General features: G+C 65.1%; 21 protein-coding genes and 1 tRNA gene. 14 read left to right on the forward strand and 8 right to left on the reverse strand.

Annotation, left to right across the window (positions count from 1 at the left end; all coding sequences use genetic code 11):
* Positions 1-186 precede the first annotated feature (186 nt).
* The 3 genes from BCCGELA001_RS18645 to BCCGELA001_RS18655 all read left to right on the forward strand — a co-directional run bounded on the left by BCCGELA001_RS18645 (position 187) and on the right by BCCGELA001_RS18655 (position 1,728).
* The gene (locus BCCGELA001_RS18645) at positions 187-492 is read left to right on the forward strand and encodes an ETC complex I subunit (RefSeq protein WP_008567648.1); all 306 of its coding nucleotides are present in this window, start codon (positions 187-189) and stop codon (positions 490-492) included.
* 231 nt (positions 493-723) lie between these two features.
* On the forward strand, positions 724-1,218 hold the full coding sequence (locus BCCGELA001_RS18650) for an Lrp/AsnC family transcriptional regulator (RefSeq protein ID WP_008558942.1): 495 nt from the start codon (positions 724-726) through the stop codon (positions 1,216-1,218).
* Positions 1,219-1,428: 210 nt separating this feature from the next.
* Positions 1,429-1,728: a DUF3551 domain-containing protein gene (locus tag BCCGELA001_RS18655; RefSeq protein ID WP_008558945.1), complete on the forward strand. Its 300-nt coding sequence runs from the start codon at positions 1,429-1,431 to the stop codon at positions 1,726-1,728.
* A gap of 92 nt (positions 1,729-1,820) precedes the next feature.
* Here the strand turns inward: BCCGELA001_RS18655 and BCCGELA001_RS18660 are convergent, their stop codons facing one another.
* A complete protein-coding gene (locus BCCGELA001_RS18660; RefSeq protein WP_060736010.1) occupies positions 1,821-2,849 on the reverse strand; it encodes an AraC family transcriptional regulator in 1,029 nt (342 codons plus the stop codon).
* Positions 2,850-3,005: 156 nt separating this feature from the next.
* Here BCCGELA001_RS18660 and BCCGELA001_RS18665 point away from each other — a divergent pair, with 156 nt between their 5' ends.
* Genes BCCGELA001_RS18665 through BCCGELA001_RS18680 form a run of 4 tightly spaced genes read left to right on the forward strand, consistent with a single transcriptional unit; the run spans position 3,006 to position 8,684 of the window.
* Entirely contained in the window at positions 3,006-4,133 is a 1,128-nt protein-coding gene (locus BCCGELA001_RS18665) for an isovaleryl-CoA dehydrogenase (protein WP_144441733.1), read from the forward strand.
* 25 nt (positions 4,134-4,158) lie between these two features.
* A complete protein-coding gene (locus tag BCCGELA001_RS18670; RefSeq protein ID WP_060736011.1) occupies positions 4,159-5,763 on the forward strand; it encodes a carboxyl transferase domain-containing protein in 1,605 nt (534 codons plus the stop codon).
* Between the two features lie 4 nt (positions 5,764-5,767).
* Entirely contained in the window at positions 5,768-7,771 is a 2,004-nt protein-coding gene (locus BCCGELA001_RS18675; protein WP_060736012.1) for an acetyl-CoA carboxylase biotin carboxylase subunit, read from the forward strand.
* A gap of 1 nt (position 7,772) precedes the next feature.
* Entirely contained in the window at positions 7,773-8,684 is a 912-nt protein-coding gene (locus tag BCCGELA001_RS18680; protein ID WP_008558968.1) for a hydroxymethylglutaryl-CoA lyase, read from the forward strand.
* A gap of 130 nt (positions 8,685-8,814) precedes the next feature.
* Here the strand turns inward: BCCGELA001_RS18680 and BCCGELA001_RS18685 are convergent, their stop codons facing one another.
* Genes BCCGELA001_RS18685 through BCCGELA001_RS18695 form a run of 3 tightly spaced genes read right to left on the reverse strand, consistent with a single transcriptional unit; the run spans position 8,815 to position 11,743 of the window.
* The gene (locus BCCGELA001_RS18685; RefSeq protein WP_008558970.1) at positions 8,815-10,173 is read right to left on the reverse strand and encodes a TRAP transporter large permease; all 1,359 of its coding nucleotides are present in this window, start codon (positions 10,171-10,173) and stop codon (positions 8,815-8,817) included.
* On the reverse strand, positions 10,170-10,724 hold the full coding sequence (locus BCCGELA001_RS18690; protein ID WP_008558972.1) for a TRAP transporter small permease: 555 nt from the start codon (positions 10,722-10,724) through the stop codon (positions 10,170-10,172). The genes BCCGELA001_RS18685 and BCCGELA001_RS18690 overlap by 4 nt, the downstream gene beginning before the upstream one ends.
* Positions 10,721-11,743 (reverse strand): TRAP transporter substrate-binding protein, encoded by a 1,023-nt coding sequence (locus BCCGELA001_RS18695; protein ID WP_008558974.1) that lies wholly within the window; start codon positions 11,741-11,743, stop codon positions 10,721-10,723. The genes BCCGELA001_RS18690 and BCCGELA001_RS18695 overlap by 4 nt, the downstream gene beginning before the upstream one ends.
* Before the next feature lie 296 nt (positions 11,744-12,039).
* Here BCCGELA001_RS18695 and BCCGELA001_RS18700 point away from each other — a divergent pair, with 296 nt between their 5' ends.
* A complete protein-coding gene (locus tag BCCGELA001_RS18700) occupies positions 12,040-12,282 on the forward strand; it encodes a pentapeptide MXKDX repeat protein (RefSeq protein ID WP_008558976.1) in 243 nt (80 codons plus the stop codon).
* A gap of 127 nt (positions 12,283-12,409) precedes the next feature.
* Here the strand turns inward: BCCGELA001_RS18700 and BCCGELA001_RS18705 are convergent, their stop codons facing one another.
* Positions 12,410-12,757 carry a DUF6481 family protein gene (locus tag BCCGELA001_RS18705; protein ID WP_060736013.1) on the reverse strand — a complete coding sequence of 116 codons (348 nt, stop codon included), beginning with the start codon at positions 12,755-12,757 and terminating at the stop codon, positions 12,410-12,412.
* 266 nt (positions 12,758-13,023) lie between these two features.
* Between BCCGELA001_RS18705 and BCCGELA001_RS18710 the strand changes: the two genes are divergently transcribed.
* The 3 genes from BCCGELA001_RS18710 (at position 13,024) to BCCGELA001_RS18720 (ending at position 14,496) form a co-directional block, all read left to right on the forward strand.
* Entirely contained in the window at positions 13,024-13,251 is a 228-nt protein-coding gene (locus BCCGELA001_RS18710) for a hypothetical protein (protein ID WP_060736014.1), read from the forward strand.
* A gap of 75 nt (positions 13,252-13,326) precedes the next feature.
* Complete coding sequence (locus tag BCCGELA001_RS18715; RefSeq protein ID WP_060736015.1) at positions 13,327-13,551, forward strand: hypothetical protein; 225 nt, start codon at positions 13,327-13,329, stop codon at positions 13,549-13,551.
* 171 nt (positions 13,552-13,722) lie between these two features.
* A complete protein-coding gene (locus tag BCCGELA001_RS18720) occupies positions 13,723-14,496 on the forward strand; it encodes a hypothetical protein (protein WP_060736016.1) in 774 nt (257 codons plus the stop codon).
* Positions 14,497-14,776: 280 nt separating this feature from the next.
* On the opposite strand, the gene BCCGELA001_RS38395 is transcribed toward BCCGELA001_RS18720, so the two are convergent.
* On the reverse strand, positions 14,777-14,938 hold the full coding sequence (locus BCCGELA001_RS38395) for a hypothetical protein (protein ID WP_060736017.1): 162 nt from the start codon (positions 14,936-14,938) through the stop codon (positions 14,777-14,779).
* Between the two features lie 670 nt (positions 14,939-15,608).
* Between BCCGELA001_RS38395 and BCCGELA001_RS18730 the strand changes: the two genes are divergently transcribed.
* Positions 15,609-15,827: a hypothetical protein gene (locus BCCGELA001_RS18730; RefSeq protein WP_008558995.1), complete on the forward strand. Its 219-nt coding sequence runs from the start codon at positions 15,609-15,611 to the stop codon at positions 15,825-15,827.
* 391 nt (positions 15,828-16,218) lie between these two features.
* Here BCCGELA001_RS18730 and BCCGELA001_RS18735 read toward each other — a convergent pair whose 3' ends face one another.
* Positions 16,219-16,446 carry a DUF2171 domain-containing protein gene (locus BCCGELA001_RS18735; RefSeq protein WP_060736018.1) on the reverse strand — a complete coding sequence of 76 codons (228 nt, stop codon included), beginning with the start codon at positions 16,444-16,446 and terminating at the stop codon, positions 16,219-16,221.
* A 111-nt stretch (positions 16,447-16,557) separates the two neighbouring features.
* Between BCCGELA001_RS18735 and BCCGELA001_RS18740 the strand changes: the two genes are divergently transcribed.
* On the forward strand, positions 16,558-17,865 hold the full coding sequence (locus BCCGELA001_RS18740) for a hypothetical protein (RefSeq protein WP_008558999.1): 1,308 nt from the start codon (positions 16,558-16,560) through the stop codon (positions 17,863-17,865).
* Positions 17,866-17,885: 20 nt separating this feature from the next.
* On the opposite strand, the gene BCCGELA001_RS18745 is transcribed toward BCCGELA001_RS18740, so the two are convergent.
* A tRNA-Arg gene (locus BCCGELA001_RS18745) sits at positions 17,886-17,962 on the reverse strand.
* A gap of 402 nt (positions 17,963-18,364) precedes the next feature.
* Here BCCGELA001_RS18745 and BCCGELA001_RS18750 point away from each other — a divergent pair.
* Complete coding sequence (locus BCCGELA001_RS18750) at positions 18,365-23,566, forward strand: alpha-2-macroglobulin family protein (RefSeq protein WP_060736019.1); 5,202 nt, start codon at positions 18,365-18,367, stop codon at positions 23,564-23,566.
* Positions 23,567-23,582: the final 16 nt, after the last annotated feature.

Below are 23,582 nucleotides of genomic sequence, written 5' to 3' on the forward strand. Positions count from 1 at the left end.
CGCGGAAGGCAGGTACGCAATTGTCACGGTGCAGCATAATGACTATACCCATAGGCAAGGCACCCCGGGAGCCGGAATCACCGCGCATGTCCCGAACGGTGTCTCTATACTATGCTGCAGTTTCCACCAACTGCCACCGTGACGCATCGGAATCGAACGAAAAAGACGAAGAGGCCCGGACCATCCATGACCGCACGCATTTTCAAACCCGCCAAGAACGCGATGCAATCCGGCCGGTCCAAGACGAAGGAATGGCAGCTCGATTACGAGCCGGAGCAGCCGCGTTCGGTGGAGCCGCTGATGGGCTGGACCTCGTCCGGAGACATGAAGCAGCAGATCACGCTGCGCTTCCACAGCAAGGAAGAGGCGGTCGCCTATTGCGAGCGCAAGGGCATCGCCTACCAGGTGATCGAGCCGCAGGAATCGATCCGCCGCCCGGTTGCCTATGCCGATAATTTCTCGTTTCGCCGCGGCGAGCCCTGGACGCATTGATCCTCGGCAAGCTCGATCGGTACGTGATGCCCGGGCTTGTCCCGGGCATCCGCGTTTCGGCGGCAGCGTGAAGAACGGGGATGGCCGGGACATAGGCGAGCGGGAGCCGTCCTTCGGACGGTTACGGCCGACGCCGGGAGCGGTTAGTCGCTTGAACCGAAGAACTCTTGGCAGCCATTTCGCTGCGTGCTTCGCTTGCCGTCATGACACGATCACGGCGAGGATAGGGGTATGGCGGGGCGTGACCAGCTCGACGGCATTGATCTGAAGATATTGTCCGAGCTGCAGCAGGACGGGCGGGTTCGCAACAACGAGCTGGCGCTGCGTGTCGGGGTGTCCGCGCCGAACTGCCTGCGGCGACTGAAATCGCTGTTCAGCCGGGGCGTGATCCGGGCGGTGCGCGCCGTCATCGACGAGCGGCTGCTTGGCTATGAGGTGGTGTCGTTCGTTTCGATCCAGCTCGGCAGCCAGGCTCAGCCGGTGCTGGAGGCGTTCGAGAGCTCGATATCAGCGATCCCGCGCATCCAGCAGTGCTGGCGCATTTCTGGCGACACCGACTATCTCCTCAAATGCGTGGCGCCGAGCGTCGAGAGCATGCGCCAGCAGCTCCTGCATTTTGCCGCGATGCCTGATGTGAAAAACGTTCGCAGCTTCCCCGTGCTGGGCGTCGCCAAAGACGTGCCGCTGCCGTTGCAGGAGGTCGCCGTCGCGGCGTCGGCCGGATAGGGGTCCTGAAAGAGACAACCGGGATATCAACTAATCAAATCATTTGCATGACTCACTCACCTAACTGTGACATGTGATTTCGGAAGCCCTGCGATGCGCCAAGACGTGATTGTCGGTTCAGCCGCCCCGCCTAGATGCAAGGGGTGAACCTCAGCCTGCGTCGCATCCTGAGGCCTGTTTTGTGGGACCCTTGAAGCTGGAAGAGACACCATGACCTCGACCTCGAAGACGTTCGTCGCATCCGCTGCGACGCTGTTCGCCTCCGCGTTTCTCATGATGACCGCGCCCGCCGCGCAGGCGGAAGACTACTGCATCACCAACGGCGCCCAGGCCGCTCATGGCTGCGGCTACCCGACGATGGAAGCCTGCCGGGCGGCGGCCGGCGGGATCGGCGGCACCTGCTCGCAGAGCGGCGGCGCGAAGACCTCAAACGACGCGATGGCCTATCAGCCGAAGCACACACAGCCGCGCGCCAAGCTTCGCTCGGGCGGTCAGACCAACTCGAACTGAAGTTGAAATCGACATCGGTTTCGCGACGTTGCGGCCTTCGGGATTCATCCCGGAGGCCGTTCGTTTTTCTCGCGCAGGCGACGGCTGGCGCCTCAGCGATAACGGCCGCGGAATTCGCGCGGGCTCGCACCGGTCCAGGTCCGGAAGGCACGGGAAAAACTCTTCTCGTTGCGGAAGCCGGCGATTTCCGCGATCCGCTTGATCGGAGTGCGGCCGCGCAGAAGCTCCTGTTTTGCCAGTTCGAACTTCGCCTCTTCTTTGAGATCGCGCAGCGAGGTGGCCTCCTCGCGGAGACGCCGATGCATGGTGCGGGTGGAGAGCGCCAGCTCGCTGGCAACGTCCTCGGCGCCGAGACTGCGTCCGCGCGCACGGCGAAGCACGCGGCGGACGCGCTCGATCAGCAACCGGTCGCGCCGATAGGGCAGCACCGTCAGCCGCAGCGCGCCCTTGAGCATGTTGTCGAGATCGCTCGGGCTGCGCGTCAGCGGTAGCGAGAGATAATGCTTGTCGAAGACGATGCGCGCGCAGTCCGCATCGAAGCGCACGTTCTTGCAGAAGATGGTCGGATAGACCGAGACATGGCCGGGCTCGGAATAAGGGAATTCCGCTGCCCGTAGCGCGATCCCGGAATCGACCGCCCAGCAGGAGAAGCCGAGCACGTAGCGGAGCAGGGTGACGAGGCAGAATTCACGCAAGGGCCCGAGATCGCGCAGCTCCCGGATCGAGACGATTGCGGTCTCCTCGTTCAGTTCCAGATCGAGCAGCACGTCCTCGGTGATCAGGCGGTGATGCCGGCACCAGCGCTTGAGCGCGACCTCCAGTGTCGGCGCCGTGATCGAGGCACGGCACAGCATGCCGTAGGTGCCCCATGCCAGCCGCCGCGAGAACCAGCCGAGCGCCTCGTCGTCGAGCTCGCGCATGGCGTGGCCGGCCAGGGCCTCGAACTGGGCCGCCGTGACCCGCCCGTCCGGAGAATTGACAAGGTCGGGGGCTACCTGACCGCGGCCCAGCGCCTCCGCGGGATCGCGGCCGTAGCGCTCGTAAGCGGCGATCACGCCGCGGACGAAGGCGGCGGGGGTCACGGCGCGGCGCGAGGTTGCGGTGGTGGCTTGAAAAGGCATCGGAATTCCTCGGGAAAACCCTCGCCAAGTTTGGCGGAAAATGCAACCTTTTCGACCGCCAGAGGGCTGCGATACCGCTAGGTTCGGAGGGCAAAATACGGAGGAATCGCCTTGAATATCCCGAGCATCGATTTCGATCTGGGCGAAGAGGTCGGCATGCTGCGCGACACGCTTCGCGCCTTCGTTGAGGCGGAGATCACCCCGCGCGCGGCCGACATCGAGAAGGCCAACCTGTTCCCCGCGGACCTCTGGAAGCGCTTTGGCGACCTCGGCCTGCTCGGCATGACTGCGCCGGAGCAATATGGCGGCTCCAACATGGGCTACCTCGCCCATATCGTCGCCATGGAGGAGATTTCGCGCGGCTCCGCGGCCGTGGGACTGTCCTACGGCGCCCATTCCAACCTTTGCGTCAATCAGATCCGCCGCAACGGCAACGACGCGCAGCGCCAGCGCTATCTGCCCAAGCTGATCTCGGGCGAATATGTCGGCGCGCTCGCGATGTCCGAGCCCGGGGCCGGCTCCGACGTGGTCTCGATGAAGCTGCGCGCCGACAAGCGCGGCGACCGCTACGTGCTCAACGGCTCGAAGATGTGGATCACCAATGGCGGCGATGCCGACGTGCTCGTGGTCTACGCCAAGACCGATCCGGAGGCCGGGCCGCGCGGCATGACGGCCTTCCTGATCGAGAAGGGCTTCAAGGGATTCACCCACGGCCAGCACCTCGACAAGCTCGGCATGCGCGGCTCCAACACCTATCCCTTGTTCTTCGACGAGTGCGAGGTGCCTGAGGAGAACGTGCTCGGCAATGTAGGCGAGGGCGTCAAGGTGCTGATGTCCGGCCTCGACTATGAGCGCGCGGTGCTCTCGGGCGGTCCGCTCGGGATCATGGCGGCGTGCATGGACGCGGTGGTGCCCTACATGCACGAACGCAAGCAGTTTGGCCAGCCGATCGGCGATTTCCAGCTGATGCAGGGCAAGCTTGCCGACATGTATTCGACCTGGCAGGCCACGCGCGCCTATGTCTATGCGGTGGGGCGCGCCTGCGACCGGGCTGACCATGCCCGCAGCTTGCGCAAGGATGCGGCGGCTGCGATCCTTTATTCCGCGGAGAAGGCGACGTGGATGGCGGGCGAGGCGATCCAGGCGCTCGGCGGGGTCGGCTACACCAGCGAATTCCCTGTGGGGCGTCTCTGGCGTGACGCCAAACTCTACGAGATCGGCGCCGGCACCTCGGAGGTTCGCCGCATGCTGATCGGCCGCGAGCTGATGGCCGAGACGGCCTGATACGTTCATCTTCATTGGAATCATCATGCCGCTCCATTCCAGCATCGATCCGTCGTCATCCGATTTCGGGCGCAATTCCGAGGCCATGCGCGGGCTAGTCGCGGACTTGCGCGAAAAACTCAGTCAGGTCGCCGGCGGCGGCGGCGAGGCCTCGCGCAACCGCCACACCGCGCGCGGCAAGATGCTGGCGCGCCAGCGCGTCGACCTCCTGGTCGATCCCGGCACTTCTTTCCTCGAGCTGTCGCCGCTCGCGGCCTATGGCCTCTATGGCGGCGACGTGCATTCGGCGAGCGTCGTCACGGGGGTGGGGCGTGTCGCGGGCCGCGAATGCGTGATCGTCGCCAATGACGCCACGATCAAGGGCGGCACGTACTATCCCATGACCGTGAAGAAGCATCTGCGCGCGCAGGACATCGCACGGCAGAACAATCTGCCCTGCGTCTACATGGTCGATTCCGGCGGCGCCTTCCTGCCGCTGCAGGACGAGATCTTTCCGGACGAGCGGCATTTCGGCCGCATCTTCTACAACCAGGCGCAGATGTCCTCCCAAGGCATTCCCCAGATCGCGATCGTGATGGGCTCCTGCACCGCCGGCGGCGCCTATGTGCCCGCGATGTCGGACGAGAGCATCATCGTGCGCAACCAGGGCACCATCTTCCTCGGCGGTCCGCCGCTGGTGAAGGCGGCGACCGGCGAAGTCGTCACCGCGGAGGAGCTCGGCGGCGCCGACGTGCATTCGCGGCAATCAGGCGTGACCGATCATTACGCCCAGAACGATGCGCATGCGATCGGCATCGCCCGGCGCATCGTCGGCACGCTGAAGCCGCCGGTGCGGCCGAACCTCAACATGCACAAGCCGCGCGATCCGCTGTTTGCCGCGGAGGAGATCTATGGCGTGGTGCCCGTCGACGGCCGCAAGCCATTCGACGTGCGCGACATCATCGCGCGCATCGTCGACGGCTCGGAATTCGACGAGTTCAAGAAGCTCTACGGCACGACGCTGGTGTGCGGCTTCGCCCATATCTGGGGCTATCCGGTCGGCATCATCGCCAACAACGGCATTCTTTTCAGCGAGAGCTCGCTGAAGGGCGCGCATTTCATCGAGCTGTGCTGCCAGCGCGGCATTCCCCTGGTGTTCCTGCAGAACATCACCGGATTCATGGTCGGCAAGAAATACGAGGCCGGCGGCATCGCGCGCGACGGCGCCAAGCTGGTGACGGCGGTCGCGACCGCCTCGGTGCCGAAATTCACCGTCGTGATCGGCGGCTCCTACGGCGCAGGCAATTACGGCATGTGCGGTCGTGCTTATTCACCGCGCTTCCTCTGGATGTGGCCGAATGCGCGCATCTCCGTGATGGGCGGCGAGCAGGCCTCGATGGTGTTGAGCCAGGTCCGCCGAGACAATATCGAAGCCAAGGGCGATAGCTGGTCCAGGGAAGACGAAGACAAATTCCGCGAGCCGATCCGCGCGCAATATGAGAGCCAGGGGCATCCATATTACGCCACCGCGCGTCTCTGGGACGACGGCGTGATCGACCCCGCCGACACGCGCCTCGTGCTCGGCCTCGGCCTCTCGGCGGCGTCGAATGCGCCGATCGAACCGACGAAATTCGGCCTGTTCAGGATGTGATGCGATGGACCGCTCAAAGCTCTACCGGCGTTTCCGCACGCTCCTGATCGCCAACCGCGGCGAGATCGCCTGCCGCGTCATCCGCACCGCGCGCGCCATGGGGCTGCGCACGGTCGCGGTCTATTCCGAGGCCGACCGCGATGCGATGCATGTCGCGCTGGCGGATGAAGCCGTGCTGCTCGGGCCCGCGCGGGCGCGCGACAGCTATCTCAACATCGAGCGGCTGATCGAGGCTGCGCGGAAGACGGGGGCGGAGGCCGTGCATCCCGGCTACGGCTTCCTGTCGGAGAATGCCGAGTTCGCGCAGGCCTGCTTTGAAGCAGGGCTGGTCTTCGTCGGCCCGACCGCCGAGATGATGACTGCGATGGGCTCGAAGTCCGGCTCGAAGGCGCTGATGGAGAAGGCCGGCGTGCCGCTGGTGCCTGGCTATCACGGCGAGGCCCAGGACGAGACGACGCTCTCGAAAGCCGCGGACAAGATCGGCTTCCCGATCCTGGTCAAGGCCTCCGCTGGCGGCGGCGGGCGCGGCATGCGTATCGTGCGCTCGGCGGACGAGCTTGCGGCCGCGATCGTCAGCGCCAAGCGCGAGGCCAAGGCTGCGTTTGGCGACGACCGCATGTTGATCGAGAAATATGTCGACAATCCCAGGCATATCGAGGTGCAGATCATCGGCGACAGCCACGGCAATCTGCTTTCGCTGTTCGAGCGCGAATGCACGCTGCAGCGCCGGCACCAGAAGGTGATCGAGGAAGCGCCGTCGCCGACGCTCAACGCGGCCCAGCGCGAGACCGTCTGTGCCGCCGCGCGCAAGGCGGCGGGCGCGGTGAACTATGTCGGCGCCGGCACCATCGAGTTCGTCTCCGACGGCAAGGACGTGTTCTTCATCGAGATGAACACGCGCCTCCAGGTCGAGCATCCCGTGACCGAGCTGATCACAGGCATCGACCTGGTCGAATGGCAGCTGCGCGTCGCCTTCGGCGAGGCGCTGCCGTTGAAGCAGGACGAGATCAAGCTCGACGGCCACGCCGTCGAGGCGCGCGTCTATGCCGAGAACCCGACCAAGAATTTCATGCCGTCGGTTGGGAAAATTTCGACCTGGCAGCTGCCGGCGGAGGCGGGTGGCTTGCGCATCGACGCCGGCTATCGCGAGGGGGATACGGTCTCGCCGTATTATGACGCGATGCTGGCAAAAATGATCGCGTGGGCGCCGACGCGGGATGTCGCGATCGAGCGGCTGAACCGCGGGCTGGAGGAGTCCGACGTTCGCGGGATCGTCACCAACATCCCGTTCCTGTCGGCGCTGATGACGCATCCGAAGGTGCGGACCAACGCGATCGACACCGGCTTCATCGAGCGCGAGCTGGCGGTGCTGACCTCCGCCTCGCCGGCGCCTGGAGAGCTCGAGCTCTGTGCCGCGGTCGCCGCAATCATCAACGCGGAGCAGCAGGCGGCGCGTAGCCAGGCGAACTCGCCCTGGCAGACCTTCGGATGGCAGCCGGTCGGGCGCCGTCAGCGCAGCTTTGCGTTCCGGGTCGGGCACGGGGCCGAGCAGAAGATCGCGCTGAACTACGGCAGCGGTCCCTCCACGCTGGTGATCGGCGAGCGCGAACTCGCCTTCACGTTTTCAGAGAAGGAAGCCGGCTTCGACCTGACGCTGGACGGCGTCAAATCGTCCGTCGCGGCGGTGATCGACGGTCATGAGCTGTATTTGCGCACGCGCAACAGCCGCTTCGAGCTGCACTGGGTCGATCCGTTCGGCGGTGAGAGCGAGGAGCAGACCGGCGAGGACAAGATCGCGGCGCCCTTGCCGGGCACCGTCGTCGCCGTGCTGGCCGAGGAGGGCGCCAAGCTTGAGAAGGGCGCGCCAATTCTCACCCTGGAAGTCATGAAGATGGAGCAGACGCTGCGCGCGCCCTATGCAGGCGTGCTGAAATCCGTCAGGTGCAAGGTCGGCGACATCGTGCAGGAAGGTATCGAGCTCGCCGTGGTCGAGCCGTCCGGAGAGTGACATGAGCGATTCCGTCCGCATCATCGAAATGGGGCCGCGCGACGGCCTTCAGAACGAGAAGACGCCGGTCAGCGTCGAGGCCCGCATCGCCTTCATCGAGGCGCTGGTCGCGGCTGGCCTTAACACCGTCGAGGTCGGCGCGTTCGTCTCGCCCAAGGCGATCCCGCAGATGGCCAGCTCGGATGCCGTGCTGCGTGGCGTCAGCCACGTGACCAACGCCGAATTCCACGTGCTGGTGCCGAACGAAAAGGGCTACGACGCCGCGCGCGCAGCGGGCGCGAAAGTCGTCTCGGTGTTTGCCGCCGCTTCCGAAGGCTTTTCGCGGGCGAACATCAACTGCACGGTCGCGGAATCCATCGAGCGGTTCAAGCCGGTGCTGGCGCGCGCCAAAGCCGACGGCATTCCAGTGCGCGGATATATCTCCTGCGTGCTCGGCTGCCCCTTCGACGGCGAGATCAAGCCGAAGGCGGTGGCCGATCTCGCGGATACGCTGTTCGGGCTCGGCTGCTACGAGATCTCCCTCGGCGATACCATTGGGGTCGGCACACCTGCCAAGGCGAAGGAGATGCTACGCGCGGTCAGCGCCAACATTCCCGCAGCCAAGCTTGCGATGCATTTCCATGACACCTACGGCCAGGCGCTCTCCAATCTCTATGCAGGGATGGAGGAGGGCGTGCGCGTCATCGACGCGGCCGCCGGCGGCCTCGGCGGCTGTCCCTATGCACCGGGCGCGACCGGCAATGTCGCGACCGAAGACGTCGTCTACATGCTCGAAGGCATGGGCATCAGGACCGGCGTCGACATGGATAAGCTGCTGGCGGCCACCAACGAGATGAGCGGCGTTTTGGGCAAGCCGCCCGTGAGCCGCGTGGCGTCCGCGCTGAATGCGAAGAGGAAGCGGGCAACTTCGTAGCTAGGGTGGTTTGGCCGAGGAGATGCGCGAAGCGCGTCTGCTTGGCGTAACCCACCACTGTTCTTTTCAGCGACAAAAGAAGGTGGGTTACGCCTTCGGCTAACCCACCCCACGGCAACTGCGAGTGCCTCTACCTGCTCCCGTCCGGCCCCATCACGAGGTCCGGCAGCCAAGTCGAGATCCCCGGCACCAGGCACAGCAGCAGCACCGCCAGCATCATCAGCAGCACGAAGGGCAGGGTACCCCAGATCACCTCGCGCAAGGGGATATCCGGCGCGACGTTGCGGATGACGAAGATGTTGAGGCCGACCGGCGGATGGATCAGCCCCATCTCCATCACGATGGTCATGACCACGCCGAACCAGATGATGTCGAAATTGGCGGCGCGGAGCGGCGGCAGGATGATCGGCGCCGTCATCAGGATGATCGAGACCGGCGGCAGGAAGAAGCCGAGCACGACGACCATGACGAGGATCGCAAACAGCAGCTCCCAGCGCGGCAGGTGCATCGCGACGATGGCTTCGGCGACCGATTGCGAGATGTGCAGATAGCTCATCACGTAGGAATAGAGCAGCGACATGCCGATGATCATCATCAGCATGGTCGATTCCCGGATCGTCGACCTTATGATCGGGGCGAGGTCGCTGGGCCGCCACACGCTGTAGATCGCCGCGATCAGCGCCAGCGCGAGCAGGCCGCCGAGGCCGGCGGTCTCCGACGGCGTGGCGTAGCCGCCATAGAGCGCGACCATGACACCGGTGAGCAGCAGCACGAACGGGATCACGCGCGGCAGCACGCTGAAGCGTTCGGCGAGCGTGTACTCGTCGCGATGCAGGATAGGCGCCTCCGGTCCGCCGTTCTTGTAGGCCAGTTCGGCGGCGGCATATTCCTGACGGAAGCGGATGACGGCATAGGCGCCGAACAGGAAGACAAGCAGCAGGCCGGGCCCGATGCCGGCGAGGAACAGCCGCCCGAGTGACTTTTCGGCCGCGACAGCAAACAGGATCATGGTGATCGAGGGCGGCAGCAGGATGCCGAGCGTGCCGCCCGCTGCGATGATGCCGGCGGCGAAGCCGCCGGAGTAGCCGCGCTTGCGCATCTCGGGGATGCCGGCCGAGCCGATCGCCGAGCAGGTTGCGGGCGAAGACCCCGCCATCGCCGCAAACAGCGCGCAGGCGAACACGTTGGCAACGCCGAGGCCACCGGGCACGCGATGCAGCCAGGCATGCAGCGCCGAATAGAGATCCTGGCCGGCGCGCGACTTGCCGATCGCAGCGCCCTTCAAAATGAACAGCGGGATCGACAACAGCGTGATCGAGGCCATTTCCTCGTAGACATTCTGCGTGACCGTATCGAGCGACGCGGTGGGCATGTAGATGGCCATGAAGACGACCGCGACCGCGCCGAGTGCGAACGCAATCGGCATGCCCGAAAACATCACGAGCAGCGTCGCGATCCCGTAAGAGAGACCGATACCGAAAACGCTCATGGCCGCTTGGCTCCGGCGAAAGGCAGCGCAAGCTGCACGAGGATCTGGATGCAGAGCAGGCTCATCCCGAGCGCCATCAGGGTGTAGGGAATGGCGAGCGGCGGCGACCACATCGAGTTGGAGACCTGGCCGTCGACATAGGCTTCGTGCGCCAGCGTCCAGGATTTCCAGGTGAAGAAGGCGCAGAACAGGAAGGTGGCGGCATCGACCAGCCAGAGCCGGACCCTGTTCGCGAGCGGCGAGAGCAGGCCGACGAAGGCCTCGATGCCGATGTGCCCGCGGTGCTGCTGCACATAGGCTGCCGTCATGAAGGTCGCGCCGACCAGCAGGAACACGGCGGCCTCGTCCTGCCAGTAGTTCGCCGCCTTGTACAGCGCGCGGCTGAGCACGCTGTAGCTCAGAATCGCACAGGCTGCGACCAGTGCGATCGCCGCGAACACGACGATGATGCTGTTGAGGATGGCGAGACCGCGATCGATCGCCGCCGCAAGGCCGGTGCTTGCGGCAGCGTTCGCCTGGTCATCACGATCCGGAAGCGGACCGTGACTCATGCGGCGACGTCGGTGGCGAGCTTGAGCAGGTTCGCAGCGGTCGCGGTCTTGGCGGCGTAGTCCTTCCAGGCCGTGTCGCGGGCGATGTCGCGCCACTTGCCGACGGTCGCAGCGTCGAGCGCCGAGACCTTGGCGCCAGCCTTCTCGTAGACCTTGGCGACCTCGACGTCGTCGTCCTGCGCGCCCTTGCGGCCGAAGGACTCGAGCTCGGTGCCGACTGCGAGCAGGATGTCCTGATGGTTCTTCGGCAGCTTGTCGAAGATCGCTTTCGACATCATCAGCGGCTCGAGCATGAACCAATATGAGGCGCCGGCCCCTGATGTCAGCGACTTCGCGACCTCTTCGAGGCGGAACGAGATCAGGCTGGTCGAGGAGGTGATGCCGGCATCGCAGGCGCCGGTCTGCATCGCAGCGTAGATTTCGTTCGAGGGCACCGACAGCACCGAGGCGCCGGCGGTCTGGAGCACCATGTCCATCTCGCGCGAGCCGCCGCGCACCTTCAGGCCCTTGGCGTCCTCAGGCGCGACGATCGGCTTGGACCGGCTGGCGACGCCGCCGGCCTGCCAGACCCAGGTGAGCAGGATGATGCCCTTGTCGGCGAGGAAGTCGGTCAGCGCCTTGCCGACCGGCTCCTTCTTCCAGCGCAGGCCCTGGTCGTAGGTGGTTACCAGACCCGGCATCAGGCCGATATTGGTTTCCGGCACTTCGCCGCCGGCATAGGGCATCGGATAGAGGCTGATGTCGAGCGCGCCTTTGCGCATCGCGGAGAACTGCGCGTTGGTCTTGATCAGAGAGGAGTTCGGATAGATCTCGGCAGCGATGTCGCCGTTGCTGCGCTTGGCAATCTCTGCAGCGAACATGCGGCAGAGCCGGTCGCGGAAGTCGCCCTTGTCGATGGTGCCGCCCGGGAATTGGTGCGAGATCTTCAGCGTGGTGGCGGCCTGCGCGGTACCGGTGCCGAGGCGGAGAATGGCGGGCGCGGCGACGGCGGTCGCGAGCAGGTGGCGGCGCGTGAGCATGGTGTGATCCCCTTGGGCGGTACTTTGGATTGGTTCTTGTTTGGCGCGATTTGGGTCTGGGCTGTCGAGACCGGTGCGTAGGCCCATCTGCCGGTCTTTCACCCGATGATCTCTCATCTGATAGTGCGAGACCGAATGCTCCGGCAAGTGCCGGACGTGCTGCGCTGCACACTTCCGATCCGCATGGCTCCGGCGAAATTTCTCAGCGGAGCGCGTAACACCGCCGTGCGCCCATCCGTCGAAACAGGATAGCGGCATCCGTCGCTGACAACACCATCTCGAAGGGAAGACTGCTCATGACCATTCGCACCCGCATCGTGTTCGGCGTTTCCGCTGCCGCTCTGTCGCTTGGCCTCGCGCTGTCGCCGGCCGCTTTTGCTCAGGACAAGATGGGCAAGGACGGCGGCATGATGAAGAAAGACACGATGTCCAAGGACGCCATGAAGAAGGACACCATGTCCAAGGACGACGGCATGAAGAAGGATCACATGTCGAAGGACGGGATGAAGAAAGACGACGGCATGATGAAGAAGAACTGATTTTCCGTCCGCGTCGCGCCATGCCGGCTCTCGACCGGGCGCGCGATCTCGAATTCCGGGCGCGGTCCCATGGACGGCCCCGGAATGGCACTTCAGTTCAATTTCAATTGAACGTAAATTTCGAGCGTTACTTGCGCTTGGACTTGCGGGCCGCATAACGGGCGTCGCGCTTGGCCTTTTGCTCGGCTTCGAGCGCAGCCTGTCGTTCTGCGGCTTCCTCGGCTTCGCGTGCAATCCGTGCGGCCTCGGCGGCCTTGGCCTCGTCCTCAAGGCGCTTCTGCTCGACCTTCTCGGCTTCGCGCGCGGCCTTGGCTTCGGCGCGCTTGGCCGCAAGGGCCTCGCGTTCGGCACGCTTCGCCGCAACTGCGGGATCATCAGGACCCGGCTGCGACTTGAACTTGTTCAAAAGATTTTTGCGGGCGTCTTGTGCCGCCTTTTGCCGGTCTGCAAACCCGGGTTCCCTGAATCCACTCATCGACGAGCCTTGTCTTCCTCGCTTTCGATCCTACATCACTGGCAGTTGGTACGTCGGCTGGGCATAGCAGGCGCCACGCGACGTAGAAGCCTGTACATCGGCGCGCGTCGCGACGCCACCCATAATCGCAGCCGATCAGGTCAACGAAAAATCGCCTCCCGACGATCTCTCGTAGCCCGAAAAAACTGCCGAATTGTGATGTCCCTCATAAGGGAGCACGCGGAGCGGCGCCTAGCGTCCGCCCGACGACGAGACGGAGCACGGGCATGACCATCTCAAGACTAAGCCTCAAGGCGCTGGCGCTCACGCTGGTGGTGGCGGCGCTGGTCGGTGCCACGCTCCTGTTCGCACGTCCGCAACCCGTCGACAGTGCCGTTCTGGGTGCCGATTGGGAGTGCACCCAGACCGCCTTCGTGCTGACAACCTGCGCGCCGCGAGCGACCCCGGCGGTCGAGACCTCGCGCAAGGATGCAATCCGCCCGACCCGCGGCTGAACCCGGCCCGGCGATCGGGATGTGACGCCACGCCGCAGAGGTGGTAAAGGCGTCCGACCCGACGACCAGGTAGTCATGTCCAAGCCCGAGTCCAAGCCCGAGCCGGGCCTCAAGCCCAAACCCTCTCGAAAGACCCCATCCGGCGATAATCGCCGCGGCGCGGTCGCCGGCCTGATCATCGCGCTTCTGATCCTCGGCATCGGCTGGTGGCTTGCCCGCGACCTGACCTCGGCCAGCAAGATGCAGGACTGCCTGATGTCCGGGCGGACAAATTGCAACGTGATCGAGCCGGCCCGCTAGAAGCGATCCGGCCCGACCGGTCGAGCCGAAAATTGCCGTGATCTTAATCATTTGTAACGGGACTTAGCCCATCAAGCAGGTCAGTTATATCAGCCGGCATCAGCCCGGCGCGAGACGAATCGTCTATGCGCTCGGAAATCACGGCGGTCAAAGAGTAGGGGGCGAGCACGCATGAGTGCTTCCAAACATATGAAGATCTTCATTCCCTTGGTTTCGGCCATGTCGCTGCTCGCGCTGTCCGCGCAGGCGCAGGAGGCCAGACCGCCGAGGGAAGCCGGCCAACCGCCGGCCGGCCCAGCCGCTGCCGCGCCGCCCCCAAACAATCAGAACATGCGCAAGGATCGGCCGCCGCAGCAGGCGGCTCGGCCCGCGCCGCAGCCCGGTGCACAGCCTCATGCCGGCGGTCGCGGTCCGCACAACGCGGGCGGCCCACCGCCTGGACGCCATTACGCCCGCGGGGCTGTGCGGGAGCGCGACTGGGGCGGCCACGCCTATCGCGGCAACCGCTCTTGGGATGGCGGCCGCTGGCGCCACGAGGTCCGCAACGGCCGCTCCGGCTGGTGGTGGGATGTCGGCGGCGTCTGGTATTATTATCCGCAGCGCATGGCAGGTCCGCCGGCCTATATCTCGGAGGAGTATTACGACGACGTGCCGGTGGCCTATGCCCCGGCGCCGCCTCCGGTGGCCTACGCGCCTCCGCCGCCGCCGCCGGCCGATCCCGGTGCAAGCGCGCTCGGTGGCGCCATTGTCGGTGGCGTGCTGGGCGGGCTGCTCTCGGGTAACGCGACGGGAGCCGCCGCAGGCGCGGTCCTCGGCGGAGCGACGGGGGCGATTGCCGGCGCCACGGCCGCCTCGCAGCCGGGCTACTATCTGGCTCAGGGCGTTTGCTATTACCGCTATCCCAACGGTCAATATGTGCAGGCCGATCCGCGCGCGTGCTACTGAGCTTGCCAAATCGGATTTGAAACGGAGGCGGGCTCAGGCCCGCCTCTTTCGTTTGGCGCCCGCGATGGCTTCGAATTAGCGCTGGCGCTCGGTGTCGCCCCACGCAAGTCTCAAAGAAAAACGTCGGGATGATTCGCGGGGATGTGGGACATGCTGGATGCCATCCAGATCAGCATGGCGTTGTGGGCCATGATCGTATGCGGCGGGATCAAACTCTCGCAGGTGCTGCACTACCTGTTCTAGAGCAGGATTGGTGTTGCACCCCGGATCGCTCCGCCCATCAAGATACCAGCCAGTTGAAGAACGCGATCGCGGCCCAGACCAGGCCGCCGATCCAGGCCAGCATCACGATGGTGATGGTGCCGAGATAGGCGATGCCGAGCAGGTCGGGTCTCTGTCGTGGCGTCGGGACGACCACGTCGGCTGCTGCTTTGTGTGTCATGACAGGAGCGACCATCATATCCTCTGCGCTCGTGTAAGCGCTGGCGCTTCAGCGAAGCGTTGCCTCGATGTTTAGCGAAGATGTCGTCCGCCGGATGTGATGCAATTCACAGATCGGTCTGAATGAAGGTCCGGCTTTGCGATCAGCGCATGCATCGCGCGGTTGTCAGTTCGCACGCCACAACTCCGGTCGCGACATTACCCCGCAATCATACGGACGAAAATGCCACGCGCTTGTCCAGATCGTCCGGTTAAGATGTCAGCGTCATGTGTAGCCAGTACGATCCACAGCACGAGGCAGAGGCCGCAATGAAGCGGGCCGCAGCGTCCGAAGGCGCTGATCGGCAACGCCTGATCGAGCTCGCCCTGGCTTGGCACCAGCTCGCTCGCGAACGGCGTGAGGAGCCGAGCGAGTAACGGTCTTGTCTCACCGGCTAGTCCGAAAACAGAAAAACCCCGTGCTTGGGGGACAAGCACGAGGTCCTTCAAGGCCGACCGGGGCTGGCGGGTCGGCACCACTCTGTTTCGTCGATGCAACGTGCCGGTTGTGATCTCGTTCCACGACGCGCAGAATTTTGTCGCGCGGCCGCCCAACCGATCGGGACCGCGGTCGATCCGCCCGGCTCAGGTCTCAGGCGGGAACATTCGATCCGTGGCAGCGTTGGCCGGCCATGACCGATCCCGAGCTGCGCGCACAATCCTTTGAGATCGCCTGGAGATATCTCGACCAATCCGGCCTGCTCACTGGCGAGCGCAAGGACTCGGCCCGCTTCATCCTGAACCGGATCGACCGCATGATGCTGCGTGGGGAGCGGCGCAGACTGCTGCTGTCAAACGCCGCGATCGACGCCTACCGGCTGCGGCCTTTGCTCGTCACGCTCGATGCATGATTGATAGCCGGCCGGATGGTGCGTCTGGTCACTCCCACGCGCCCAGGCACGAACGGCAAAGGCCAATTGATGGTGACCCGCCGCGGCGTGCGTCAGGGACGCTTGCACCACTTCGAGTCGCCTTGCGATGCCCCTCGGGCTCACGTCCACGGCAGCATCTATCGCCAAAAATGCGATGGCGGTGGCGGCAACCCCCGATGCGATGGCCATCCGTGTCCAATCAGACGGCGGCATCAGTATATCCTGCGACAGCTTCCTGGCATGGCGCATAGATAGGGCGCTCCCGTTCGCCTGACAGGTCTGCGCACATTTTGTTGAAGGACGAGATTTGGGGAGCTTGGCTGTCGCGCTCCGCGAACAAAGAAAAAGCCCCCGAAGGGGCTTGATCTTCTTATGCCGCTTCCTGCTTGGGCACGGCGTCGGCATTCACCGACAGCTTGACGGTGTCACCCTCGACGGCGCCGACATATTTGGTATCGATATAGTGATGATGGTCCTTGTGACCTTCGGGGCTGTCCTTCCGGGTCAGCTTGATCCGGTTGCCCTCGAGGCGGTCGACGGTGCCGACATGCGCGCCGTCCCTGCCGATGATCTTCATGTGCTCTCTGATTTCCGACATATGGTCCTCCTTGCGCAGTCTCAACGGTCGAGGCCGACGTTCGTTTCAGTCACAGTTTTGGACCCAAGGCACTTTCTGGACGTTCCATCCATGTTGGATCTGTAGAGGCGCATGGAGACCATTCAGGCCTACCTGGAACGCAAGCATGACGAACTCGGGCTGCTGAATAGTTGCCTGAGAAACCCGCTGTGCTTGCCTCGTCCGCGATCGGTCGACGAGGTCGTCAAGTCGAAGTTCCAGATCACGGCCGCGCTGCGGGCCGATCATGAGCTGCGCGATTGGAAGGCGACGGAGACGGCGTGGTCGGCGACGGCCTCGCCCGCAAGCGGCCCCTTCGAGTTCAGCTACGACTACCAGCGGGCGGACCTCGAGGTGCGCGGTCCGTCGTTTTATCAGCACGAGACCGGCCGCACGATCTACACGGCGTCGGGCATGGCGGCGATCTCGGCGCTGCTGTTCGCCTCGGCGCGCGTGTTCGACGGGGCCGACATCCTGGTGATGCCGGGCTGTTACGGCGAGACCATCGAGCTGATCGAGCGCTTCGCCCCGCATTTGCGGCTGGTCAGGCTGCAGCTGCCGCTGGGCGACGCGTTGGCCCGCGCCGGCTCACGAAACATCCTGCTGCTGGATTCATGCGCGCCGGCCGGCGCGTTTGCAGCTGCGCTTCGCACTGATGGAGCTGGGCTCGATCTGCTGATCTTCGACACGACGTGCTTTGCCGGCGGATCGGGTCGCATCCGCCGCGTGCTCAGCTGGGCGCGGCGGTGCCGGCTACCCGTCGTGATGGTGCGAAGCCACACCAAGCTGGATTCGCTCGGGGCGGAATACGGCCGACTCGGGTCTGCGGTCTTCGTCGGTCCGGACGCGGATGGGCAGGGCCCTTCGACCTGTGATCGCCTGGCGCAGGACATGCGCGATGCGGTCCGTCTGTTCGGCGGCGCAGCGCTGCCGGCGCACTTCCCGCCCTATGTGGGCACGCCGGCCTATTGGACGCTGACGAGGCGGCGCATCGCCGCGATCCTGCGCAACGGCCGGCGCACGAGCCGATATTTTGCCGCGGCGCTGGCGCCTTTGACGGCCGAGCTGCACTTCGCCCACGGCCTCTATGTCACGCTGCGCAGCAGCCGGCCGCTCGATGAGGCCAGCGCTCGGCAGGCCGCCGAGTTGATGAGCCGTGATCTGACGGAAGCAGGCTTGCCGATCCGCCACGCCGGCAGCTTCGGCTTCGACTTCGCGGCCACCGAGTGGTTTCACGACGCCACCACGGATCGCTACAGCGTCCGCGTGGCCGTGCCGGATCTGTCGACGGAGGTTTGGGATGACCTGACGGCGGCGATTGCGCGGTGGTGGCAGGTGCACCAAGGGAGCGTCGTTGTCCCAACCCCAGCCAGCCAATTTGACAAGGATTTGACGCATTGAACGTCGAGGCATGCAATGCGTGGCGATCCCGGCAGGACTCGAACCTGCAACCCGCGGAGTAGAAATCCGCTACTCTATCCAGTTGAGCTACGGGACCGTTCTTAGGCCGCCCCGGGTGGGGCGACTGTTCATCTACCATGCCAATATGAAAAATCTCGCCTTTCGCCAAGTCTGAACCGAACCGTTTTCCTCAATGCCGCGACAAAGCGGAACGGTGGCGTGTCAGGGTGCCGGGTCGAGCGGCAGCGGACTGGACGATGGATCACATCGCCGGGACCGCTGAACAGCTTCCGGGACGCGGCTGCTGGTCGACTGGTCTGGGATTGCTGCGCCATTAGGACGGCGTGCGCGGCGGTACCTTGATCGGTCTCCTCTGGGCTGGCCTTGTCATGGCGATTGCGACGATCTGCAGCTTTGGTTCCACCGCCATGAGTCCGTCACCTTTCCGCGCATTTCATTTGCCGTCGCGGCGTTCGTCCGCGCTTTCCGGGAGTCCTTCATGATCGGTCTGATCCGCGCCGTCACACTCTGCGCCACGCTGGCGCTCGGCCTCAGCGCAGCGCACGGAGCCGACAAGGCATTCAAGCGCGACGATCTCGCCGATTCCGCAATCAAGCTCGAGGCCCAGATCAAGAGCGAGGCAGGACCCGTCGCCAAATCGAGCGCGACGCTGCGCACCGACGCGGACGCCGCATTCCGACGCAACGACTATCGCAGCGGCCTGTCGGTGCTCGGCCAGATCGCGGCGACCACGCCCGAGGACACCGCCAACTGGCTGCGGCTCGCCAAGGTCATCTTCCAGATCTCGCCGAAGAGCTCGAGCGAGCAGACCTTCCTGCTGGAGCGCGCCTCGACGGCCGCCTACATCGCCTATCAGCGCGCCGGCAATCCGGGCGAGGAGGCCGACGCGCTCGCCGTGCTCGGCAAGGCGCTGGCCGAGCGCAAGCTGTGGCGGCCGGCACTGGACGCGATGCGGCTGTCGTTGGACACGCGCGAAGTCGCCGAGGTCCGCGGACAATATGAGAAGCTGCGCAACGAGCACGGTTTCCGGCTGCTCGACTACACCGTGGACTCGGATTCGGCGAGCCCGCGGGCCTGCTTCCAGTTCTCGGAGGAGCTTGCCAAGCGTACCGACTTCGCGCCGTTCCTGGCGCTGGCGGGACAGGACAAGCCGGCGCTGTCGGCCGAAGGCAAGCAGCTCTGCGTCGACGGGCTGAAGCACGGCGAACGCTATAATATCAATTTGCGCGCCGGCCTGCCATCGACGGTGAAGGAGGGCCTGCCGAAATCGGCCGAGTTCAACATCTATGTGCGCGACCGCAAGCCGTTCGTGCGCTTCACCAGCCGCGCCTACGTGCTGCCGAAGACCGGCCAGCGCGGCATTCCCGTGGTCAGCGTCAACACGCCCGCGGTCAATATCGACGTGTTCCGGATCGGCGACCGCAACCTGATCAACACGGTGGTCGACAGCGATTTCCAGAAGACGCTGACCAAATATCAGCTCTCGGATCTCGGCGGCGAGCGCGGCGTCAAGGTCTGGTCCGGCGAGCTCGCGACCGCGATGACGCTGAACCAGGACGTCACGACGGCATTCCCGGTCGACCAGGCGCTCGGCGAGTTGCAGCCCGGCGTGTACGTGATGACCGCCGCCGCCAAGAGCCCGGGCTCGGACGACGAGTACCAGCTCGCCACGCAATGGTTCATCGTTTCCGACCTCGGCATCACCGCCTATTCCGGCAATGACGGCATCCATGTGTTCGTGAATTCGCTGGCGTCGACCGATCCGATCGGCAAGGCCGAGGTGCGGCTAGTTGCCCGCAACAACGAGATCCTGGCGACCCGCAAGACCGACGATGCCGGCCATGTGCTGTTCGAGGCGGGGCTAGCGCGCGGCGAGGGTGGCTTATCGCCGGCGATGCTCACTGTCAGCGGCGAGAAGGCCGACTATGCCTTCCTCAGCCTGAAGTCCTCCGCCTTCGATTTGTCCGACCGCGGCGTGTCCGGCCGTGCGGTGCCTGCAGGCGCCGACGCGTTCGTTTATGCCGAGCGCGGCGTCTACCGCTCCAGCGAGACGGTCTATCTCACCGCGCTGTTGCGGGACGGACAGGGCAATGCCGTCACCGGCGGCCCGCTCACGATGGTGATCGAGCGCCCAGACGGCGTCGAATATCGGCGTGCCGTGCTGGCCGACCAGGGCGCCGGCGGACGCACGCTGGCCGTGCCGCTCAATTCGGCCGTCCCGACCGGGACGTGGCGGGCGCGCGCCTTTACCGACCCGAAGGGATCGGCCGTCGGCGAGACCACCTTCATGGTCGAGGATTATGTCCCGGACCGGATCGAATTCGACTTGTCCGCCAAGGACAAGGTGATCACAGCTAATGCTCCAGTGGAACTGAAGGCGGACGGTCATTTCCTCTATGGCGCGCCGGCCTCGGGCCTCCAGCTCGAAGGCGATATGCTGGTGGCACCTGCGAAGGAGCGGCCGGGCTTTGCCGGCTACCAGTTCGGCGTCGACGACGAGGAGACCACCTCGAACGAGCGCACGGCGCTCGAGAACCTGCCCGAGGCGGACGCCAACGGCGTTGCGACCTTTCCGGTGACCCTGGACAAGCAGCCGGCCTCGACCCGACCGCAGGAGGCGCAGATATTCGTCCGCATGGTCGAGACCGGCGGCCGCGCCGTCGAGCGCAAGCTCGTGCTGCCGATCGCGCCAGCGAGCGCCATGATCGGCATCAAGCCGCTGTTCGGCGACAAGAACGTCGCCGAGGGCGACAAGGCGGAATTCGACGTCGTGTTCGTCTCGCCAGAGGGCAAGACGCTGCCGCGCGACGGTCTGCGCTACGAGCTCCTGAAGATGGAGTCGCGCTACCAATGGTATCGCCAGAACAATTACTGGGAGTACGAGCCGGTCAAGTCGACCTCGCGCGTTGCTGACGGCGACGTCGTGGTCGCCGCCGATAAACCGTCGCGGATTTCGTTGAACCCCCAGTCCGGCCGCTACCGGCTCGACGTGAAGTCGAATGATGCCGACGGCCCGGTGACCTCAATACAGTTCGATGTCGGCTGGTATTCGGACGGCAGCGCCGATACGCCGGACCTGCTGGAGACCTCGATCGACAAGCCGCAATACGCCTCCGGCGACACCATGACCGTGTCGGTCAATGTGCGCAGCGCCGGCAAGCTGACCATCAACGTGTTCGGCGACCGCCTGCTGACGACCCAGACTGTCGACGTCAAGGAAGGCACCGCGCAGGTGAAGCTTCCGATCGGCAAAGACTGGGGTACCGGCGCCTATGTCGTGGCGACGCTGCGCCGTCCGCTCGACGCGGCCGCCCAGCGCATGCCGGGACGGGCGATCGGCCTGAAATGGTTCGGCATCGACAAGCAGGCCCGCACGTTGCAGGTCAAGCTGACGCCGCCGGCGCTGATCCGCCCGAATTCGACGTTGAAGATCCCGGTCAAGCTCGACGGGCTCAATCCGGGCGAGGACGCGAAGGTCGTCATCGCCGCGGTCGATATCGGCATCCTCAATCTCACCAATTACAAGCCGCCGGCGCCGGACGATTATTATCTCGGCCAGCGCAGCCTGACCGCCGAGATCCGCGATCTCTACGGGCAGTTGATCGACGGCATGTCGGGCACGCGCGGCCAGATCAAGTCCGGCGGCGACGCTGGTGGCGAGCTCCAGGGTTCGCCCCCCACGCAAAAGCCGTTGGCGCTGTATTCAGGCATCGTCACGGTCGCCGCCGACGGCTCGGCTGAGGTGAGCTTCGATGTTCCGGAGTTTGCCGGCACCGCGCGCGTGATGGCGGTGGCGTGGACCGCGACCAAGCTCGGCCGTGCCAACACCGACGTCGTGATCCGCGATCCCGTGGTGCTGACGACGACGCTGCCGCGCTTCCTGCTCAACGGCGACCGCGGCACGGTCAATCTCGAGATCGACAATGTCGAGGGCCAGGCCGGCGACTACGTCATCAACGTGAAAACGGCCGGCCCGGTGAAGATGACGGGTAATCCCGCCACCACCGTCAAGCTCGCCGCCAAGCAGCGCAACTCGTTCGCGCTGGCGATCGATGCGACGGCGGCGGGGCAGGCGACGTTCGACGTTGACATCACGGGGCCGAACGGCCTTACGCTCGCGCGCCACTATGCGCTCGACGTCAAGGCGGCGACCCAGGTGCTGGCGCGCCGCTCGATCCGCACGCTGGCGAAGGGCGAGAGCCTGACGCTGACCCCGGACATGTTCTCGGACCTCGTGCCGGGCACCGGCAGCGTCTCGGTCTCGGCAAGCCTGTCGACCGCGCTCGATGCGGCGACGATCCTCAAGGCACTCGACCGCTATCCCTATGGCTGCTCGGAGCAGATCACGAGCCGTGCCATGCCGCTGCTCTACGTCAACGATCTCGCCGCGGGGGCGCATCTGGCGATGGACACCGAGGTCGACCAGCGCATCCGCGACGCGATCGAGCGGCTCCTGGCGCGCCAGGGTTCCAACGGCTCGTTCGGACTGTGGTCGGCGGGCGGCGATGATGAATGGCTGGACGCCTATGTGACGGACTTCCTGACCCGCGCCCGCGAGAAGGGTTTTGCGGTGCCGGACGTGCTGTTCAAGAACGCGCTCGACCGCATCCGCAATTCCGTCGTCAATGCCGACGAGCCGGAAAAGGACGGTGGGCGCGAGCTCGCCTACGGCCTCTACGTGCTCGCGCGCAATGGCGCGGCGCCGATCGGCGACCTCCGCTATCTCGCCGACACCAAGCTTGCCAACCTCGCAACGCCGATCGCGAAATCGCAGCTTGCGGCGGCGCTGGCGCTGGTCGGCGATCGCAACCGAGCCGAGCGTGTGTACGGCGCTGCGCTCGACAGCCTCGCGCCGAAGCCCGCGCTGGAATTCGGCCGCACCGATTACGGCTCGCAGCTTCGCGATGCCGCAGCTCTGGTGTCGCTCGCCAGCGAAGGCAATGCGCCGAAGGCGACGCTGACTCAGGCTGTCGCTCGGGTCGAGACCGCCCGCGGCCTCACGCCCTACACCTCCACGCAGGAGAATGCTTGGCTGGTGCTGGCGGCGCGGGCGCTGGCCAAGGAGAACCTGTCGATGGAGGTGGACGGCCAGCCGGTCAAGTCCGCGCTCTATCGCAGCTATAAGCCGGACACGCTGAGCGGCAAGCCGCTGAAGATCACCAATACCGGCGATGCACCGGTGCAGGCGGTGGTCTCGGTGTCGGGCTCGCCGGTGACGCCGGAGCCGGCCGCGTCGAACGGCTTCAAGATCGAGCGCAATTACTTCACGCTCGACGGCAAGCCAGCCGACATCAGCAAGGTCAAGCAGAACCAGCGCTTTGCGGTGGTGCTGAAGATCACCGAGGCCAAGCCGGAGTACGGCCACATCATGGTGGCGGATTATCTGCCGGCGGGCCTGGAGATCGACAATCCGAAGCTTGTGTCCTCCGGGGACAGCGGCACGCTGGACTGGATCGAGGACGGCGAGGAGCCCGAGAATACCGAGTTTCGCGACGACCGCTTCACTGCGGCCATCGATCGGGCCTCGGATTCAAAGTCGGTATTCACCGTCGCCTATATCGTGCGCGCGGTCTCGCCGGGCAAATACGTGCTGCCGCAGGCCTATGTCGAGGACATGTATAATCCCTCGCGCTACGGCCGCACCGGTACGGGGTCCGTCGAGGTGCGAGCAGCGAAGTGAGATGAAGGAAGTGACG

Source organism: Bradyrhizobium sp. CCGE-LA001, from assembly GCF_000296215.2.
Classification (GTDB): domain Bacteria; phylum Pseudomonadota; class Alphaproteobacteria; order Rhizobiales; family Xanthobacteraceae; genus Bradyrhizobium.

Excerpts from the sequence above, each read along its gene's own strand:
- BCCGELA001_RS18655 (WP_008558945.1), top strand. The coding sequence starts at position 1,429 with ATGACCTCGACCTCGAAGACGTTCGTCGCATCCGCTGCGACGCTGTTC.
- BCCGELA001_RS18700 (WP_008558976.1), top strand. The coding sequence starts at position 12,040 with ATGACCATTCGCACCCGCATCGTGTTCGGCGTTTCCGCTGCCGCTCTG.
- BCCGELA001_RS18750 (WP_060736019.1), top strand. The coding sequence starts at position 18,365 with ATGATCGGTCTGATCCGCGCCGTCACACTCTGCGCCACGCTGGCGCTC.
- BCCGELA001_RS18715 (WP_060736015.1), top strand. The coding sequence starts at position 13,327 with ATGTCCAAGCCCGAGTCCAAGCCCGAGCCGGGCCTCAAGCCCAAACCC.
- BCCGELA001_RS18685 (WP_008558970.1), bottom strand. The coding sequence starts at position 10,173 with ATGAGCGTTTTCGGTATCGGTCTCTCTTACGGGATCGCGACGCTGCTC.
- BCCGELA001_RS18675 (WP_060736012.1), top strand. The coding sequence starts at position 5,768 with ATGGACCGCTCAAAGCTCTACCGGCGTTTCCGCACGCTCCTGATCGCC.
- BCCGELA001_RS38395 (WP_060736017.1), bottom strand. The coding sequence starts at position 14,938 with ATGACACACAAAGCAGCAGCCGACGTGGTCGTCCCGACGCCACGACAG.
- BCCGELA001_RS18690 (WP_008558972.1), bottom strand. The coding sequence starts at position 10,724 with ATGAGTCACGGTCCGCTTCCGGATCGTGATGACCAGGCGAACGCTGCC.
- BCCGELA001_RS18665 (WP_144441733.1), top strand. The coding sequence starts at position 3,006 with ATGCTGCGCGACACGCTTCGCGCCTTCGTTGAGGCGGAGATCACCCCG.
- BCCGELA001_RS18650 (WP_008558942.1), top strand. The coding sequence starts at position 724 with ATGGCGGGGCGTGACCAGCTCGACGGCATTGATCTGAAGATATTGTCC.
- BCCGELA001_RS18730 (WP_008558995.1), top strand. The coding sequence starts at position 15,609 with ATGACCGATCCCGAGCTGCGCGCACAATCCTTTGAGATCGCCTGGAGA.
- BCCGELA001_RS18680 (WP_008558968.1), top strand. The coding sequence starts at position 7,773 with ATGAGCGATTCCGTCCGCATCATCGAAATGGGGCCGCGCGACGGCCTT.
- BCCGELA001_RS18670 (WP_060736011.1), top strand. The coding sequence starts at position 4,159 with ATGCCGCTCCATTCCAGCATCGATCCGTCGTCATCCGATTTCGGGCGC.
- BCCGELA001_RS18720 (WP_060736016.1), top strand. The coding sequence starts at position 13,723 with ATGAGTGCTTCCAAACATATGAAGATCTTCATTCCCTTGGTTTCGGCC.
- BCCGELA001_RS18660 (WP_060736010.1), bottom strand. The coding sequence starts at position 2,849 with ATGCCTTTTCAAGCCACCACCGCAACCTCGCGCCGCGCCGTGACCCCC.
- BCCGELA001_RS18710 (WP_060736014.1), top strand. The coding sequence starts at position 13,024 with ATGACCATCTCAAGACTAAGCCTCAAGGCGCTGGCGCTCACGCTGGTG.
- BCCGELA001_RS18735 (WP_060736018.1), bottom strand. The coding sequence starts at position 16,446 with ATGTCGGAAATCAGAGAGCACATGAAGATCATCGGCAGGGACGGCGCG.
- BCCGELA001_RS18645 (WP_008567648.1), top strand. The coding sequence starts at position 187 with ATGACCGCACGCATTTTCAAACCCGCCAAGAACGCGATGCAATCCGGC.
- BCCGELA001_RS18705 (WP_060736013.1), bottom strand. The coding sequence starts at position 12,757 with ATGAGTGGATTCAGGGAACCCGGGTTTGCAGACCGGCAAAAGGCGGCA.
- BCCGELA001_RS18740 (WP_008558999.1), top strand. The coding sequence starts at position 16,558 with ATGGAGACCATTCAGGCCTACCTGGAACGCAAGCATGACGAACTCGGG.
- BCCGELA001_RS18695 (WP_008558974.1), bottom strand. The coding sequence starts at position 11,743 with ATGCTCACGCGCCGCCACCTGCTCGCGACCGCCGTCGCCGCGCCCGCC.